This window comes from Tsuneonella troitsensis, assembly GCF_001441535.1.
In the GTDB taxonomy this organism is placed as follows: domain Bacteria; phylum Pseudomonadota; class Alphaproteobacteria; order Sphingomonadales; family Sphingomonadaceae; genus Tsuneonella; species Tsuneonella troitsensis.
In genome coordinates, this window is the sequence record NZ_LMAU01000001.1 from 282278 (window position 1) to 297717 (window position 15440).

Sequence of the window (15440 nt, forward strand, 5' to 3'; positions counted from 1 at the left end):
GGGGCCGCATGGCCAAAGTTTTCGTCACCGGCAGCGCCGGGTTTATCGGCTATCACTTGTCCCAGCTGTTGCTCGACGAGGGCTTCGCGGTCGTCGGCTACGATGCGATGACCGACTACTACGATGTCCGGATCAAGGAGCGGCGTCACCAGATGCTGCTGCAGAACGAGCGGTTTTCGTGCCACGTCGGCAGGCTGGAGGACTTCGACACCCTCCACGCGCTGATGTTGGTCGAGAAGCCCGACGTGATCGTCCATCTGGCGGCGCAGGCGGGGGTCCGCTACAGCCTAGAGAACCCGCGCGCCTATCTCGACGCGAACATCGTCGGCACGTTCAACGTGATGGAATGCGCACGCGAGCTGGCTGTCGACCACCTTCTGATGGCAAGCACCAGCAGCGTCTACGGCGCCAACGAGGACATGCCGTTCGATGAACTCGAACGGGTCGAGACGCAGATGACTTTCTACGCGGCGACCAAGAAGGCCAACGAATCGATGGCCCACAGCTATGCCCATTTGTGGAACCTGCCGACCACGATGTTCCGCTTCTTCACGGTCTACGGCCCGTGGGGCCGGCCCGACATGGCGCTGTTCAAGTTCACCAAGGGTATTCTCAGCGGAGATCCGATTGACATCTATAACCACGGCGAGATGTACCGCGACTTCACCTACGTCACGGACCTCGTTCGAGGCATCCGCCTGCTGATCGACGTGCCGCCGGTGCGCCCCGAAAGCCGCGAGGACATAGAGCCGGGCGACAGCCTGAGCCCGGTGGCCCCGTTTCGCGTGGTCAACATCGGCAATGGCGACAAGGTCCGCCTGCTCGATTTCGTCGAGGCGATCGAGGAGGAATGCGGGATGTCCGCAAACCGCAACTGCATGGACATGCAAAAGGGCGACGTGCCCGCCACCTGGGCAAACGCCGACCTGCTTAAGCGCTTGACCGGATACGCTCCAAAGACCGACTACCGCGAAGGCGTGAAACGGTTCGTCGGGTGGTATAGGGATTATTACGGCGTGTGACTGCGCCGCTTGGAGCCTCACAATCCCGCATGAAGCGCTACCATGCGCTCGCTAGCCCTGCCGTTGCCGAACGGGTTGTGCGCGCGGGCCATCTCTTCGTAGGCCTTGGCGTCATCGAGAAGTTGCTCCCCCTCGGCGACAATGAGGTCGGCTTCAGTGCCGACCAGTTTCGTGGTGCCCGCCTCGACCCCCTGGGGCCGTTCGGTGGTCTAGCGCATGACCAACACCGGCTTTCCGAGCGCGGGCGTCTCTTCCTGCACCTCGCCGCTGTCCCTTAGCATCGGGGTGCAGATGTGGAGCAGGCGCACGAAGTGCGGGTAATCCAGTGGCTCGATGAGCGCGACATTCTCCTGACCCGCGAGCTGGTCGTTCATCACCGCGCGGACATTCGGGCTGAGGTGGACCGAAAAGATCACCGCGACGTGGTCGAGCGCGGCAAGGCGGCGGACGGCGGACGCAATCGCCTCGATCTGTTCGCCGAAGTTCTCGCGCCGATGGGTGGTCATGCCGTTGATCCGCTTGCCTGCGAACCGTGCTTCGAGCCCGGTGAGCCCTGACGGGAGCGCAGGCTCGCGCTCGATCCGCGCGATCACCCAGTACACGCGACCATACCGGTTTTGCAGGTGACATGGATCGTCGCGAGATGGACGTTTTCGCGCCGCAACGCAGCGACTGCCATTTCGGTCGTTGCGAGGTGCAGAGCGGACAAAGCTGCAGACGATCTTGCGACTCACCTCTTCGGGCCAAGGATGATGGATGTCCCCGCTCCCGAGACCCGTTTCGACGTGGGCTACCCGTTTCTTGCCATAGTGGGCGGCCAGCGCCCCGGCAATCGCGGTTGCCGTGTCACCCTGGACGACCATCCAACCGGGCTTCTCTTCGTCGAGCACGCGGCCGATGCCGGTCAGCAGGTTCGCGGTCAGCCTGTCTAGGTCTGGTCGGGCTGCATCCGATCGAGATCGTGATGCGGCCTGGCACCCGCGATCGCAAGCACCTGGTCGTGCGTGCCGCGGCGCTGACGCGAGATGCACACGCGGCTGGCGAAAGCGAGCATCGACGTCGAGCGCGTGAACCAGCGGGAAGAGCTTGTTTGCCTCGGGATGCGTTCCGAAAACGTGAGGCCCTTGCGCGCGGATGTCATGCGCTGCGCATTAACCAAGAATCGTTAAGGCGCGCCTATCCCTCGCGAAAAATCACCCTTGCGGAGGAACCATGATCGGCTCAGCATCGCCCGGCGTGGTTCGACCGGCTTCGCCGGGAAGCCTACCGGCGCGCTCACGCTCGAGCCGCTCCATGTATTGACGTTCGAGTTCCTCTACCCGCGCCTGCTCTTCAGCCGAAACCGCGTCGATCGTCGACAGGCGCTCTGCGCGCGCGGCCGCGATCAGCTCGGAAAAGCGCACGTCGGCACCTTCGCGTCGGTCGGCGTAGAAGGCGTCGATTAGTTGCTGAGTGCACCCGGTGAACCCGCCCGCACCGGCGGTGGAGCACGACATCGTGCCGAATCTGCCGACCAGGTCGAGCTTCTCGACCCGACGCGCCCAGGCCATGTTCTCGGGGTCGTCGCTGAACCGCAGCGCCTCAGGAATGCGATAACGGTCGTTCTCGGGCATGCGCGCCACGACGAGGATTTCGTCGCCTTCGGCCTGCGGGGCGGGATCGTCGCCATAGACGATGATCATGCGCACCTTGTCACCGCCTTGGTCCTGGGCCGCAGCGGGGGTCGCCAGCACGGCAGCGGCAGCAAGAAGCGGAAAAACAATCTGGCGGATCATCGGGTTCGTCCTCGTGAAAACTGGCATGGAATTGGCCACAACGGCGCTGAACTGCCTATGAAGTGCACGACCATAGCGCATTGATCTGCGGCAGGGTTCCTCAAATCCGCTCCGCCAGCCGGATGGCAACGCGGCAGCCCAGCCTGATCGCGCCGGCGAGTAGCGGATAGGCGACGGCCCGTTCCGCGCCGGCGGCTAGGGCTGCGTCGCGGTGCTCGCGCTCGTCTTCACGGAAGTCGGCGATCATCGCGGCGAGTTCGGGATCGCTGCCGTCCGCCTCGAGCGCATCGAGTTGATCCGAATAGTGCCGATCGATCTCTTCCTCGACCGCCGCTGTGCAAGCCATCGCCGCTTGGGGTCCCATCAAGGCGGTCGCTGCCCCGAGCGCATAGCCCGCCACGTGCCAGAACGGCTGCAGCGCAGTCGGGCGTACGCCGCGCGCAGCCATCAGTGCGTCGAACGCCTCGCGGTGGCGGCGCTCTTGCTCGGCCATCGCGGCAATCTCGCCCGAATGCGGGGCGCGGTCGCCCATCACGGCCAGCTGGCCTGCATATATTCGCTGCGCGCCATACTCACCCGCCTGGTCGACACGGATCATGCGCGCTGTGTCAGGCTTCACGGCCGCGTCTCAGCAGCAAGAGGATCGCGACACCGGCCGCGGTAGAAAGCAGGAAATTAAACCCCGCGAGCGAGATGCCGGCAAGCGTCCAGGGAGCGCGGTCGCACCGTATCAGCGGCGCGTTCATGATCGCGTCGAGCGCGTTGCCGCCCTCGAACTGGACCGTGCTGCAGGCCGTCACACCTTCCCACCAGCCGTATTCCACGCCCGCGTGAAAACCGCCGATGAGGCCGGAAACCACGATGGCCAGCGCCGCCAGCGCGATCCAGGCGCGCGATGGAGACAGAACGGTCGACAGGAGCACGAGGCCAACGGCCGCGAAATGCGGATAGCGCTGCCACCAGCACATTTCGCACGGGAAAAGTCCGAAAACGTACTCGCCGACATAGGCGCCGCCGAGCAGCAGTGCTGGCACCCCGAGCGCGAGCCGCCGGGCAAGCATTTCGCGGGGCCCGGACACGATCAGTCGCGGCGCGCGATCGCATTCGGCGAGGTCCGCCGCAAGGTGTCGAGCGCGTAGGTCAGCTGGAAGTCCTCGATGCCCTTGGCCTTGAGCTGTTCGGCGGTCAGCTGGAAGCGTGGGTCGTCCTTGCGGTCTTTCGTCAGCTCCTCGTCCTTGAGTGCCGCCTCGTTCACCAGATGCCCGCGCAGGTCCGATTCGCGCAGGCGAAACTTCTCGCGTTTGGCGAGATCGGGGTCGCTCAACTGCGGGACGATGATGTCCGGTTCGATCCCGCCTTCCTGAACCGAGTGTCCGCGGGGCGTGAAATAGCGCGCGGTGGTCAGCTTGAGCGCGGCCTCCCGACCGAGCGGCAGCAGGGTCTGCACGCTGCCCTTGCCAAAGCTGCGATCGCCCATGACGACGGCGCGGCGCTGGTCCTGAAGCGCGCCTGCGACGATCTCGCTCGCGGATGCCGAACCGGCGTCGATCAGCACAATAATCGGCACACCCTTGGCCATGTCGCCCTTGTACACGGTCTCGGCCTCGTAGCTCAGCGTTTCGCCGCGTGCGCGGCCGCGCTGCGACACGATCTGTCCCTTGTCGAGGAACAGGTCGGACAGCGCGACGGCTTCGTCGAGCGAGCCGCCGGGATTCTGCCGCATGTCGAGCACCAAGCCGTTCACCCGCCCGGATGCCTCTTTCTTGATCGCCTGCCACGCCGAAAAGACGTCCGATCCGACGTCGCGGCTGAACTCGTTGACCGAAATGTAGCCGATGTTGCCCGGCTTCAGTTCGTGCGTAACGGGTTCCAACTCGATCACGCCGCGGCTGACGGTCAGGTCGAACGGTTCCTCGCGGCCCGTGCGGAAGATAGTCAGGCGGATGCTCGAACCCGCCGGGCCGCGCATCTTGGCGACCGCATCGTCGAGGTCGCCGCCATAAATGAGCTGGCCATCGAGGTGCGTAATATAGTCGCCGGCCTTGATGCCCATCTTGTCGGCGGGACTGCCCTTGAACGGGCTGACCACCTTGACCGCGCCATCCTCCATCACGACCGACAGGCCGAGACCGGAGTAGTTGCCGTCGATCATCGTTTCGAGCCGCTGCAGATCGCCGCCGTCTAGGTAGGCAGAATGCGGGTCCAGGCTGGCGAGCATCCCGTCGATCGCGCCCCTGATCAGCTTGTCGTCGTCAACCGGCTCGACATAGCTGGCCTTGATCCGCTGGTAGACCGCGAACAGCTTGGCGAACTCCGGCCCTGCGCGGCTGTCGACCTGGGCAAGACCCGCGGTAGTCGCGGGCACGAGCGCCACTGCGCTGACGAGCGCGGCGGTGCGGAGGAGGGCGGCAAGCTTCATGGCGTGTCCTCGAATAGCGTTTGCGCCAGTTGTATCGCGCGTGGGGCGTTAACGCCAGATGAGGCGTCGTCGCCGGTCCCTTAACGGGATGTGATGCGGCCCACCCGTTAGCGCAAGTGGTCTACCGGGTTCACCGGCTCTCCGTTAATGCGCAGTTCCAACCCGACGCTCGGGCGCCCGACACCGGCGACCCCCAGCGGCGCGCCGCTCACGATCTGGGACCCGACATCGACGTCCACCCGCGCAAGGCCGGTCACTAGGCTGGTGAAGCCACCCGCATGTTCGACGATGACGATCCGGTTGAACCCGCGAAACGGCCCGGCGAAGGCAACCCGCCCTGCCGCCGGAGCGACGACCTGCGCTCCCGCAGCCGGCGCGAGCGCAATACCTTTCGAGCGTGTGCCGCCTTCCGCCACCTGTCCGAAACCTCGGACGACGCGTCCGGCAACGGGCAACTGAAAACGGGGCGCCTGCGGAGCGGCACTCGCGAGCCGCGGCAGGCCCGATTCGGCGACTTCGCTCGCGCCGGGCGTTTGCGGTCGCAGCAACGGACCCGGGAGTGCTGCCAACTCGGCCCGCAAGACGCCTGCCGCGTCCAGACTGGCGACCAAACCGTCGAGGTCGCGTGCCTCCTCCGCCATCGCAAGAGCACGCTCCGCCTCGCGCGCCGCTGCCCCGCCCGCTTCGCGCAGCGCAAGGCGCTGGCGCGTCTCGACCGCGGCGAGCCGGCTTCTCCGTTCGGCGAGCTCCCGCTCTCCCTCCCTGAGTGCGGCAAACGCCGAGCGCGCTTCGACCTCGACCGACTGCGCTCGGTCCATCTCGCTGCGCAGCGCAGCAGTGCGCCGACGCACTTCTGGCAATGTCGTCTCCAGCAGGGCGCGCAGGTACACCGTCTCGCGCAAGGAACCGGGGCGAAGTATTCCCAGGGCGAGCGGACGACGGGCGAGCTTCTGCAGGCCGGCGGTCAAGCGCACCAGCGGGACGCGTCGCTCAGCAAGTCGCCGTTCGAGCGTGGCCAGTTCGGTCTGCGCAATCCCCATCCGCGCGCGCGCCTCGGCAATCCCCGCTTCGGACTGTTGGATGCGTGCAGCGAGCGCGGCGGCTTCGCGCGCAGTCTTGTCGGCCGCCGCCTGTGCAGATCGAGCCTCGACCTCCAGCCGATTGGCTCGCAGGCCCGCCGCACGGGCCTGGGCACGCGCTTCCGCGAGCGCGGCGCGGGTTTCCGCGGGACTCGCATAGCCGCCACCAAGCTGCGCCACCGCACCGGTGGCAGCGAAGAGGCCGAACGCAGCGATCAGTAGAGGTTTGGCATTCACGGGGGTCCGTTTAACCCGATCAACCGCTGCGATGATAGGGGTGGCCTGCTACGATCGTCGTAGCCCGGTAGAGCTGCTCCATTAGCATAGCCCGCGCGAGCAGGTGCGGCCAGGTCATCGCTCCCATGGCGAGGAGAAGGTCCGCCGCCGACCGCTCGGCTTCCGAATGCCCGTCGGCGGCGCCCAGCACGAACCGGGCCTCGCGCACGCCGTCGTCGCGCCACCGCCCAAGGATCGCCGCGAATTCCTCGGACGACAGCGTTTTGCCCCGCTCGTCCAGCAGCACGGTGCGCGACTGGGCGGGCGCATCGGGCACGCGGCCCCCGGTCTCGGGAAGTTCGGTCAGCCTGATCGGCCAGGTCAGCCGCTTTTCGTAGCGGGCGACGAGGTCGGCCTCAGGCGAACGGGCGATCTTGCCGCGCGCTATGACATGGAGCAGCATCGCCTAGCGCAAACGGAGTGACGTCGGCGCGAAGAAGCGGTCAGGCACTCCCGCCGGCGACCTTGTCGTCGCCGAAGCCCCACATCCGTTCCAGGTTGTAGAAGGTGCGGACTTCGGGCCGGAACAGATGGATGACCACGTCCCCGGCGTCGATCAGCACCCAGTCTGCGGCAGGCAGGCCCTCGATGCGGGCCGAGCCGAATCCGGCAGCCTTGACCTTTTCGGCCAGTTTCTGCGCCATCGAGGCCACCTGGCGGGTCGACCGACCCGAGGCGACGACCATGTAGTCGGCGACCGAGCTCTTGCCCGCGAGGGGGATAGAGACGACTTCCTGCGCCTGATCGTCGTCGAGCTGTGCCATGACGAGCGCGTGCAGCAGGTCGCCCTGGCGTTCCGCTTGGGGTTCGGAGGGCGTCACCGCGGCTCCGGTAGCGCCAGCGGTTGCCGGCATGGATTGCGCCTGATGCATAGGCGGGGGTCAAGCTCCTGTATGGGTAATGCGAGCGGCACGATTGCATCAACGCCGGTCATGGCCGCGAAGTTTCCTGCGCGGAGGCAAACGGTTGCGTGGATGCGTCAAGGAGTGTTGCAGCCGTCGGGCGGGCGGTCCGGCACGGAGCCGGCAACGATCGACAATCGGTCCGCGTCAGCACGAGGGGCCGAAGCACTCCGTCAACCCGCTCGGTTTCAAGACCGTCCAGCGCAAGCGGGCTTCCCGCGGACGGACCGGCACGAGAAATCGGGCCGATAGCGCATGATAGCCTGCGCTGACCCCTATCGCAACGGTTTCGACCGACAACCGACAGACTCGGTTGCCGGATCAACTTCCCGCTGCAATAGCGCGCCTGTCAAAGCAACCTGTTGGCCGAAGGGGCAGGCATCATCTTCGCACGCAAGGGCATCATTCTGGCAGGGGGGTCGGGAACCCGCCTTTATCCGTTGACCAAGGCTGTCTCGAAGCAACTGATGCCGGTCTACGACAAGCCGATGATTCACTACCCGCTGTCGGTCCTGATCATGAGCTGGATCCGCGAGGTCCTGATCATTACCACGCCCAGCGACCAGGCCGCGTTCGAAGTTCTGCTCGGAGATGGCAGCGACCTTGGTATGCGGATTTCCTATGCCGTACAATCTGAGCCCGGCGGGCTGGCCCAGGCTTACCACATCGGCGCGAGCTTCGTTGGATCCGATCCCTCGACCCTCGTGCTGGGCGACAACATTTTTTACGGACACGGTCTGACCGACCTTCTCGAAACCGCATCGGCGAGAGCAGAAGGGGCGACGGTCTTCGGGTACCACGTGGACGATGCGCGCGCCTATGGCGTGGTGTCCTTCGACTCGGTGGGGCGCGCAGAGACCATCGAGGAGAAACCGGAAAGACCGAAATCGAACTACGCCGTCACCGGTCTTTACTTCTATGACGGGAAGGCCGCCGAATTCGCCTCGACCCTCACACCGTCTGCGCGTGGCGAGTTCGAGATCACCGACCTCAATCGCCGCTATCTCGAGGAGGGAACGCTCAATGTCGAACTGATGGGGCGGGGTTTCGCCTGGCTCGACACCGGCACGCATAGCGCCCTGATCGATGCCGCGAACTACGTGCGCATTACCGAGGAGCGGCAGGGTTTGAAGATTTGCTGCCCCGAAGAGCTCGCCTGGCGGCAAGGGTTCATCGATGACGCGCAGCTCGAGCGCATCGCGGGTCCGCTACGCAAGTCGGGATACGGCGAATATCTGTTGCGTCTGCTGGAGCGAGGCGACCGGTGGAAGTGACCCCTACCCCGCTCGGCGGCGCCGTCCTGATTCAACCGCAAGTATTCGGTGACGACCGCGGCTTCTTTCTAGAAAGCTTCAACGAGAGGGAATTCAAAGAAGCCGGGCTGCCCACCCAGTTCGTGCAGGACAATCATTCCCGATCAGGCAAGGGCATTCTGCGCGGCCTACATTTCCAGAATCCAGGATCGCAAGGAAAGCTCGTGCGGGTCGTCATCGGGGCGGTGTGGGACGTGATCGTCGATCTCCGACGCTCGTCCGGCACATTCGGGCAATGGTATGGTGTCGAATTGTCGGCTGCTAACAAGCTGATGCTGTGGGTGCCCGAAGGGTTCGCTCATGGCTTTCTCACTCTCGAGGATGGCACCGACTTCCTCTACAAATGCACCGCACCCTATGCTCCCTTGCTTGAGCACACCCTGGCGTGGAACGATTTCGCGGTCGGGATCGAGTGGCCGCTCGATCGCCTTGGCTCCGCTGCCCCCGTGCTTTCCGCAAAGGATAGCGCCGGACTGTCGCTGCAAGCCTTGCCTCTGTTCGATTGAAGGAACCACCATTGACGAATCTCCTCATCACCGGCGGAGCTGGATTCATCGGTGCGAATTTCGTTCATCACTGGCGAACCGCGCATCCCGCTGATGAAGTCGTCGTTCTCGATCTGCTGACCTACGCCGGCAATCGGGCCAGCATCGATCACGTTGCAGGCGTCGATCTCGTGGTCGGCGACATCGGCGACACGGCCTTGGTCGAACAATTGCTGATCGAGCGGCGCATCGACACGATCGTGCACTTCGCGGCCGAAAGCCATGTCGATCGGTCGATCATCGGGCCCGACGCTTTCATCGACACCAACATCGTCGGCACTCACAGCTTGCTGAAAGCGGCGCGCAAGGCGTGGCTCGACAGCGGAAGCGGCCAGCCGCACCGGTTCCATCATGTTTCCACCGACGAGGTTTTCGGCTCGCTCGGGCCGAACGATCCCGCGTTCAGCGAGACCACGCCCTATGCCCCCAACTCGCCCTATTCGGCTTCCAAGGCGGCGTCAGATCACCTCGTCCGGGCCTACCATCACACCTATGGGCTGCAGGTGACCACGAGCAATTGCTCGAACAATTACGGCCCTTACCAGTTTCCCGAAAAGCTGATCCCGCTGTTCCTGATCAACTGTCTGCACGGCCGGCAGTTGCCGATCTATGGCGACGGCATGAACGTTCGAGACTGGCTCCACGTGTCCGATCATTGCCGGGGGATCGAGCTTGTCATCGAGCGGGGACGGGTCGGCGAAGCCTACAATATCGGCGGCGGCGAAGAACTGCCCAATCTTGCCGTGATCGATCGCATCTGTGCGGCCGTCGACGTTGCATTTGCCGCCGACCCCTCCCTCGCAGGCCGGTTCCCCGATGCACCCGCGGCGCGGGGCGTGCCGACCGAAACGCTGAAGACATTCGTCACCGACCGCGCGGGACACGATCGACGCTATGCGATCGACGAGACCAAGGCGCGCAGCGAACTTGACTATGTGCCACGGTTGTCGTTCGAGGAAGGCCTTGCGCAGACCCTGGCGTGGTACCTCGCCAATGAAGACTGGTGGCGCCCGCTGCTTACCCGATAGCCTTGCCCGTCACCCCGTCGCGCACAGCTAGCGAGGCGTAGCGGTCGGCCCAGCGGGGGTCTTCACGGCGCAGCGCGGTGGCTGAGATCGGGTCGGGATCGAAGCGCAGCCAGACGATGAGCGGCAGCGACTGCGCGCGCCTCTCCGAGAGCGCCGAGGGTGCGGCGCGGTAGCGGCGGAGCCAGGCCATCGCCGGACTCGCCATCGCCTTCGCCTCGTAACCGGGCCGCGCAAACACCGCGATCGGCACAGTGCGTGCGATCGCCCGCCAGTCCTTCCAGAGATGGAACTGCGCCAGGTTGTCCGCGCCCATGATCCACACGAAGCGCCGCCGCGGGTAGCGCCGAACGAGGGCGCGCAGGGTATCGACCGTGAACCGGGTGCCCAGCTGGCGCTCGATCGCGGTGACGCGAATCGGACTGCGCCGTGCAGCCTCACGCGCCGAAGAAACGCGTGCGGAGAGCGACGCCATGCCTTCGGCAGGCTTGAGCGGGTTGCCCGGCGATACCAGCCACCACACTTCGCCCAGTCCCAGCCGGTCGATCGCGGCGAGGCTGATCTGTCGGTGGCCGCGGTGCGCCGGGTTGAAACTGCCCCCCAGGAGGCCGGTGGCCAGCATCCGCTATTTCGGATTGCGCCGGGGAGACACCTTCTCGCCCCGGTATCCGCCCTGAAAGCCCAGCATCCAGCCGGGGTACTCGCGCGGCAAGCGGCTGAGCTTGTCAAGCTCGTCCCACTCGCCCTGGGTGAACTCGACCTCGCAGGCGCCGATGTTGTCGGTCAGTTGATCGGCCCGCTTCGCGCCGACGATCACCGTCGATACCGCGGGCTGGTACAACAGCCACGCGAGCGCGATCTGCGCGACGCTTGCGCCCTTGGCGTCGGCCATCGCCTTCATCGCGTCGACAAGCGAGTAGGCGCGGTCCATCTCGACCGGCGGGAAATCGAAAGCGGCGCGCCGCCCTTCGCCCGCGCTGCGGCCGTCGTCGCCGCGGGTGTACTTACCTGACAGGAGCCCGCCGGCGAGCGGCGACCAGACCATCAGGCCGACCCCTTCGCTCAGCAGCATCGGCACGACCTCGCGCTCGAGATCGCGCCCGGCGATGGTGTAGTAAGCCTGCAGCGAGGCGAACTTTTCCAGCCCCAGCCGCTCGCTGGTGCCCAGCGCCTTCATGATTTGCCAGGCGGCCCAGTTCGACACGCCGATGTAGCGCGCGCGGCCCGAGCGGACGATATCGTCGAGCGCGCGCAAGGCCTCGTCCATCGGGGTCTGCGAATCCCAGCCGTGGATTTGGTAGAGATCGACGTGATCGAGGCCCAGCCGGTCGAGGCTGGCATCGATCTGGTGCATCAGGTGATAGCGGCTGACGCCCGCATCGTTGGGTCCTTCGCCCATCGCGCCCATCGCCTTGGTCGCGATCACGACGTCCGACCGCGGCACGCCGAGGTCCTTCAGCGCCTGGCCGACGAACCGTTCGGACTGGCCGCGGGTATAGACGTTGGCCGTGTCGATGAAGTTGATCCCGGCATCGAGTGCCTGCTTGACCATCGCGGTCGACGCGTCCTGGTCCATCCCCGCGATCTCCGCGAAACGCCCCGGATCGGTTCCGAAGGTCATCGCGCCGAGGCACAATTCCGAGACGATCAGGCCGGTCGAGCCGAGACGATTGTAGCGCATGGAGAATTCCTCAGGACAGGGGACTGCGGATGGAGTGTGTCACAATGAACGGGGGTGCTTTTCGAAAACGCACCAGGCGAGCCCGTGTTCGACAAGCCATTGTTTAACAACTCTAAAACGTGGCGGTTTGCGTTTCGCACGTGTATCGGTTGTCACCTTAGCCGCCGCCTCGGCGTGACCAGGATCGAAACGGGAGTGCGGTAGGCAATTGGCCATCGATACGACCTTGCCGCAATTTTCCGGCGTAGGAAATCGAATCCATCCCCATCCGATCAACCGCGGACTTGCCCTGCTCCGTGCACGAGCCACTTGTAGGTCGTCAGCCCCTCGAGCGCGACGGGCCCGCGCGCATGGAGCCGTCCGGTGGCTATGCCGATCTCCGCCCCCAGCCCGAACTCACCACCGTCGGCGAATTGCGACGAGGCATTGTGCATCACGATCGCCGAATCGACCTCGTGCAGGAATCGTTCGGCAACGCCCGCGTCGGAGGTCACGATCGCATCGGTGTGGTGTGATCCGTGCGCGGCAATGTGCGCCAGCGCGTCGTCCGGCCCATCGACCACCGCGACCGACAGGATCGCGTCGAGGTATTCGGTATCCCAGTCTTCGCTGGTGGCAGGCACGATTCGCGGGTCGATCGCCTGCGCGCGCGCATCACCGCGCAGCTCGCATCCGGCATCGAGCAGGGCTGCGAGCAAGGCTGGCGCATCCGGGAACGCGGCGTCCAGCAGCAACGTCTCCATCGAACCGCAGATGCCCGTGCGGCGCAGCTTCGCGTCGAGCGCGATACGGCACGCCATTTCCGGATCGGCGGCTGCGTGGACGTAGGTGTGGTTGTTGCCGTCGAGGTGCGCGAGCACCGGCACCCGCGCATCGGCCTGGACCCGCGCGACAAGGTTCTTGCCCCCGCGCGGCACGATCATGTCGATCAGGCCCGCGGCCGTAAGCATCGCGCCAACCGCCGCGCGGTCTTGCGTGGGCACGAGCTGGACCGCCGCTGCGGGAACCCCGGCGCTTTCGAGTCCGCGCACCATCGCCGCGTGGATCGCAGCATTCGAACGGACCGCTTCGCTGCCGCCGCGCAGGATCACCGCGTTGCCGGCGCGCACGCACAGCGCTGCGGCATCCGCCGTCACGTTGGGCCGACTTTCGTAGATGATCCCGATGAGGCCTATGGGAATGCGCACCCGTTCCATCACGAGGCCGTTGGGCCGCTCGTCGCGCGAAATCACTTCTCCCGCCGGATCGGCGAGCCTGGCGACGGCTCCAACCGCATCGGCGATTCCCGCAAGGCGATCGGGATCGAGCCGCAGCCGGTCGACCATCGCGGCGCTCAGACCTGCTGCTTCTCCCGCGGCGACATCCGCGGCGTTCGCGGACAGGATCGCGCTTTCGTCGCGGCGCAGGGCATCGGCTGCGGCCAGAAGCGCCCCCGCGCGGTCCGACGACGCCATCCGTGCAAGCGACCCTTGCGCGGAACGGCCGTCGATGGCGAGCCGCTGCACCAGCGTGGTTGCGTACGATGCCGTATCACCTTCTGCCATGCGGCAATCTCTAGCACCCGCGCGCCCCGCGGCCAGCGACTAAAACTAGGGACGGTGCAAACCCCCTTGCACCGATCTGGTTCCCGAATTGATTCGAAAATTTCGCAAAAGTGAACGTTTCGTCCCGGGACTCACTCGATTCGCCCCGAGTCGGGCGTACTCGATTCGACTCCGGGAAAACCCGCATGTAGCCGCCTTGCCGGGATAAGAACGGGACATAGGGGTCAGACCTCACATGAACACAGTCGCCGGCGATTGGTTGAATCGCCTGCGCACCTGGTTTCCCGACCGCGAGTTGATCATGCGGTCGCAGGGACAGGTTCGCTTCATCAAGATCACAGGCAGGGTTCAGATGCTCGTCGCGGGCGCCGTCGTGACGGCTCTCGTCGCCTGGGGTCTATCGCTGGCGGTCATGGGCTGGCTGCAATACCGCGCCGCATCCGATCGCCTGTCGCTGCTCGAGCGCGAGGCGACCGTCGCCAAGTCCGAAGAGCGCGTCGGCGCCTATCGCGCGAATATCGAGGCCGTGGCCGACGATCTGGCCGCCCGCCAGGATTTCCTCGAGGAAATGACCGAGGCGCTGCCCGATGACGTGAAAGTCAGCGACACGGTGACCGATTCCACCGGCGAAGCGGCCAAGACCGTTTCCAAGATTTCGGCGCTGATCCCGGAGGCCGCGGCCCTTGCCGCGATCGAAGCGCGCCAGCTTGCCTACGTCGAGAAGCTGACCCGCTATGCCGATCTGCGCGCCGATCGCAGCGCACGGGCGATCCGCCAGTTTGGGCTCGATCCCAACGCCATGATGCGGGCGGCCAGCCGGGGTGCGATGGGTGGTCCGCTGGAACGGCTCGCTTCGGACAGCGACGGGTCGCTCGATCCCAGGTTCGAGCGCCTTGGCCTCAGCCTGGCGCGGATGGAAGCGCTCGATCGCAGCCTGCAGGGCATCCCGCAGTATCGTCCCGCCCGCAATTCGATGACCAGCAGCTTCGGCGCCCGTCGCGATCCGTTCACCGGCGCCACTGCGATGCACGCCGGGATCGATTTCAGCGGTCCCACCGGGGCGCCGATCTATGCCGCCGCAAAGGGCCGGATCAGTTTCGTCGGGCAAAAGTCCGGCTATGGTAACGTGGTCGAGATCGCCCACGGCAACGGAATGGTCACCCGCTATGCCCACATGTCGAAGTTCGCCTCGCGCGTGGGACAGGAAGTCGCCGCCGGCGACGTGATCGGCGCGATCGGATCGACCGGCCGCTCGACCGGTCCGCACCTTCACTTCGAGGTGCGAATCAACGACCGCGCGGTGAACCCGCGCCCATTCCTGGAGGCAGCCCCCCATGTTCTCAAAGAAGCCCGACGAGTACAGCCAGAGCAGCCCCCCCGTGGCTAGACCTTCGGCCGGCGGATCCACCTTTTCGGTCATCGGCAGCGATGTCGTCATTCGGGGCGACATCGAAGCGACGGTCGACCTCCACGTGGACGGACGGATCGAGGGCGACATCAAGTGCGCCAGCCTGGTGCAGGGCGAAGGCAGCCATGTCGAAGGCGCTATCGTCGCCGAGACCGCCCGCCTGGCAGGCAGCGTCAGCGGATCGATCACCGCGCGCGAGCTCGTCGTGCTGCGCACCGCGCGGATCAACGGCGACGTGCACTACGACGCGCTGACTATCGAGCAGGGCGCCGAGGTCGAAGGCCGCTTCGCGCACCGCGTTCCGGGCCGGACCGCCGCCACCGCGCCAGGCGCGGCAAAGCCGGCAACTGCCTCGCTCGACGACGGCGAACCCAAGCTCACCTTGGCGAGCTGAGCGGAGTAGGCTGAGCAGAGCCAGCTGAACGTTGCCAGTGGCTCCGCGCGGCCCTAA

At 65.6% G+C, this 15440-nt stretch carries 16 protein-coding genes and 1 pseudogene; 6 read left to right on the forward strand and 11 right to left on the reverse strand.

Features of this window, described 5'->3' with window-relative positions; translation table 11 throughout:
• Nucleotides 1-8: 8 nt before the first annotated feature.
• On the forward strand, nucleotides 9-1022 hold the full coding sequence (locus AR323_RS01350; protein ID WP_057882142.1) for an NAD-dependent epimerase/dehydratase family protein: 1014 nt from the start codon (nucleotides 9-11) through the stop codon (nucleotides 1020-1022).
• A gap of 17 nt (nucleotides 1023-1039) precedes the next feature.
• Here AR323_RS01350 and wecB read toward each other — a convergent pair.
• From wecB to rsfS, 8 genes and pseudogenes are all read right to left on the reverse strand, one after another.
• A pseudogene (gene wecB, locus AR323_RS01355) lies at nucleotides 1040-2158 on the reverse strand (non-hydrolyzing UDP-N-acetylglucosamine 2-epimerase).
• A gap of 57 nt (nucleotides 2159-2215) precedes the next feature.
• The gene (locus tag AR323_RS01360) at nucleotides 2216-2797 is read right to left on the reverse strand and encodes a hypothetical protein (RefSeq protein ID WP_057882143.1); all 582 of its coding nucleotides are present in this window, start codon (nucleotides 2795-2797) and stop codon (nucleotides 2216-2218) included.
• 100 nt (nucleotides 2798-2897) lie between these two features.
• Entirely contained in the window at nucleotides 2898-3395 is a 498-nt protein-coding gene (locus tag AR323_RS01365; RefSeq protein WP_057882144.1) for a demethoxyubiquinone hydroxylase family protein, read from the reverse strand.
• A 10-nt stretch (nucleotides 3396-3405) separates the two neighbouring features.
• On the reverse strand, nucleotides 3406-3858 hold the full coding sequence (locus tag AR323_RS01370) for a disulfide bond formation protein B (RefSeq protein ID WP_057882567.1): 453 nt from the start codon (nucleotides 3856-3858) through the stop codon (nucleotides 3406-3408).
• 20 nt (nucleotides 3859-3878) lie between these two features.
• Nucleotides 3879-5216: a S41 family peptidase gene (locus AR323_RS01375; protein WP_057882145.1), complete on the reverse strand. Its 1338-nt coding sequence runs from the start codon at nucleotides 5214-5216 to the stop codon at nucleotides 3879-3881.
• A gap of 107 nt (nucleotides 5217-5323) precedes the next feature.
• Entirely contained in the window at nucleotides 5324-6532 is a 1209-nt protein-coding gene (locus tag AR323_RS01380) for a murein hydrolase activator EnvC family protein (RefSeq protein WP_083495184.1), read from the reverse strand.
• Between the two features lie 19 nt (nucleotides 6533-6551).
• The gene (locus tag AR323_RS01385; RefSeq protein ID WP_057882147.1) at nucleotides 6552-6974 is read right to left on the reverse strand and encodes a 23S rRNA (pseudouridine(1915)-N(3))-methyltransferase RlmH; all 423 of its coding nucleotides are present in this window, start codon (nucleotides 6972-6974) and stop codon (nucleotides 6552-6554) included.
• A gap of 40 nt (nucleotides 6975-7014) precedes the next feature.
• Nucleotides 7015-7443 (reverse strand): ribosome silencing factor, encoded by a 429-nt coding sequence (rsfS, locus tag AR323_RS01390; RefSeq protein ID WP_057882148.1) that lies wholly within the window; start codon nucleotides 7441-7443, stop codon nucleotides 7015-7017.
• Between the two features lie 392 nt (nucleotides 7444-7835).
• Between rsfS and rfbA the strand changes: the two genes are divergently transcribed.
• The 3 genes from rfbA to rfbB are packed head-to-tail and all read left to right on the forward strand — an operon-like array spanning nucleotide 7836 to nucleotide 10359.
• Nucleotides 7836-8747, forward strand: a complete 912-nt coding sequence (rfbA, locus tag AR323_RS01395) for a glucose-1-phosphate thymidylyltransferase RfbA (protein WP_235510413.1) — start codon at nucleotides 7836-7838, stop codon at nucleotides 8745-8747.
• The gene (gene rfbC, locus AR323_RS01400) at nucleotides 8738-9292 is read left to right on the forward strand and encodes a dTDP-4-dehydrorhamnose 3,5-epimerase (RefSeq protein ID WP_057882149.1); all 555 of its coding nucleotides are present in this window, start codon (nucleotides 8738-8740) and stop codon (nucleotides 9290-9292) included. Before rfbA ends, rfbC begins: the two co-directional genes overlap by 10 nt.
• Nucleotides 9293-9303: 11 nt before the next feature.
• A complete protein-coding gene (rfbB, locus tag AR323_RS01405; protein ID WP_057882150.1) occupies nucleotides 9304-10359 on the forward strand; it encodes a dTDP-glucose 4,6-dehydratase in 1056 nt (351 codons plus the stop codon).
• On the opposite strand, the gene AR323_RS01410 is transcribed toward rfbB, so the two are convergent.
• From AR323_RS01410 to AR323_RS01420, 3 genes are all read right to left on the reverse strand, one after another.
• A complete protein-coding gene (locus AR323_RS01410) occupies nucleotides 10349-10978 on the reverse strand; it encodes a nicotinate-nucleotide adenylyltransferase (RefSeq protein ID WP_057882151.1) in 630 nt (209 codons plus the stop codon). The two genes, rfbB and AR323_RS01410, sit on opposite strands and share 11 nt — an antisense overlap.
• Nucleotides 10979-10981: 3 nt before the next feature.
• The gene (locus AR323_RS01415; RefSeq protein WP_057882152.1) at nucleotides 10982-12037 is read right to left on the reverse strand and encodes an aldo/keto reductase; all 1056 of its coding nucleotides are present in this window, start codon (nucleotides 12035-12037) and stop codon (nucleotides 10982-10984) included.
• Between the two features lie 272 nt (nucleotides 12038-12309).
• Nucleotides 12310-13581 (reverse strand): glutamate-5-semialdehyde dehydrogenase, encoded by a 1272-nt coding sequence (locus AR323_RS01420; RefSeq protein WP_057882153.1) that lies wholly within the window; start codon nucleotides 13579-13581, stop codon nucleotides 12310-12312.
• A 235-nt stretch (nucleotides 13582-13816) separates the two neighbouring features.
• Between AR323_RS01420 and AR323_RS01425 the strand changes: the two genes are divergently transcribed.
• Nucleotides 13817-14968 (forward strand): M23 family metallopeptidase, encoded by a 1152-nt coding sequence (locus AR323_RS01425; RefSeq protein ID WP_057882154.1) that lies wholly within the window; start codon nucleotides 13817-13819, stop codon nucleotides 14966-14968.
• A complete protein-coding gene (locus AR323_RS01430) occupies nucleotides 14916-15383 on the forward strand; it encodes a bactofilin family protein (RefSeq protein ID WP_083495185.1) in 468 nt (155 codons plus the stop codon). The genes AR323_RS01425 and AR323_RS01430 overlap by 53 nt, the downstream gene beginning before the upstream one ends.
• The last annotated feature ends 57 nt before the right edge of the window (nucleotides 15384-15440 follow it).

Bases quoted from the DNA above. Each gene is read 5' to 3' on its own strand.
- AR323_RS01350 (WP_057882142.1), top strand. From the start codon at position 9: ATGGCCAAAGTTTTCGTCACCGGCAGCGCCGGGTTTATCGGCTATCAC.
- AR323_RS01360 (WP_057882143.1), bottom strand. From the start codon at position 2,797: ATGATCCGCCAGATTGTTTTTCCGCTTCTTGCTGCCGCTGCCGTGCTG.
- AR323_RS01365 (WP_057882144.1), bottom strand. From the start codon at position 3,395: ATGATCCGTGTCGACCAGGCGGGTGAGTATGGCGCGCAGCGAATATAT.
- AR323_RS01370 (WP_057882567.1), bottom strand. From the start codon at position 3,858: ATGCTTGCCCGGCGGCTCGCGCTCGGGGTGCCAGCACTGCTGCTCGGC.
- AR323_RS01375 (WP_057882145.1), bottom strand. From the start codon at position 5,216: ATGAAGCTTGCCGCCCTCCTCCGCACCGCCGCGCTCGTCAGCGCAGTG.
- AR323_RS01385 (WP_057882147.1), bottom strand. From the start codon at position 6,974: ATGCTGCTCCATGTCATAGCGCGCGGCAAGATCGCCCGTTCGCCTGAG.
- rsfS (WP_057882148.1), bottom strand. From the start codon at position 7,443: ATGCATCAGGCGCAATCCATGCCGGCAACCGCTGGCGCTACCGGAGCC.
- AR323_RS01410 (WP_057882151.1), bottom strand. From the start codon at position 10,978: ATGCTGGCCACCGGCCTCCTGGGGGGCAGTTTCAACCCGGCGCACCGC.
- AR323_RS01415 (WP_057882152.1), bottom strand. From the start codon at position 12,037: ATGCGCTACAATCGTCTCGGCTCGACCGGCCTGATCGTCTCGGAATTG.
- AR323_RS01420 (WP_057882153.1), bottom strand. From the start codon at position 13,581: ATGGCAGAAGGTGATACGGCATCGTACGCAACCACGCTGGTGCAGCGG.
- AR323_RS01425 (WP_057882154.1), top strand. From the start codon at position 13,817: ATGAACACAGTCGCCGGCGATTGGTTGAATCGCCTGCGCACCTGGTTT.
- AR323_RS01430 (WP_083495185.1), top strand. From the start codon at position 14,916: ATGTTCTCAAAGAAGCCCGACGAGTACAGCCAGAGCAGCCCCCCCGTG.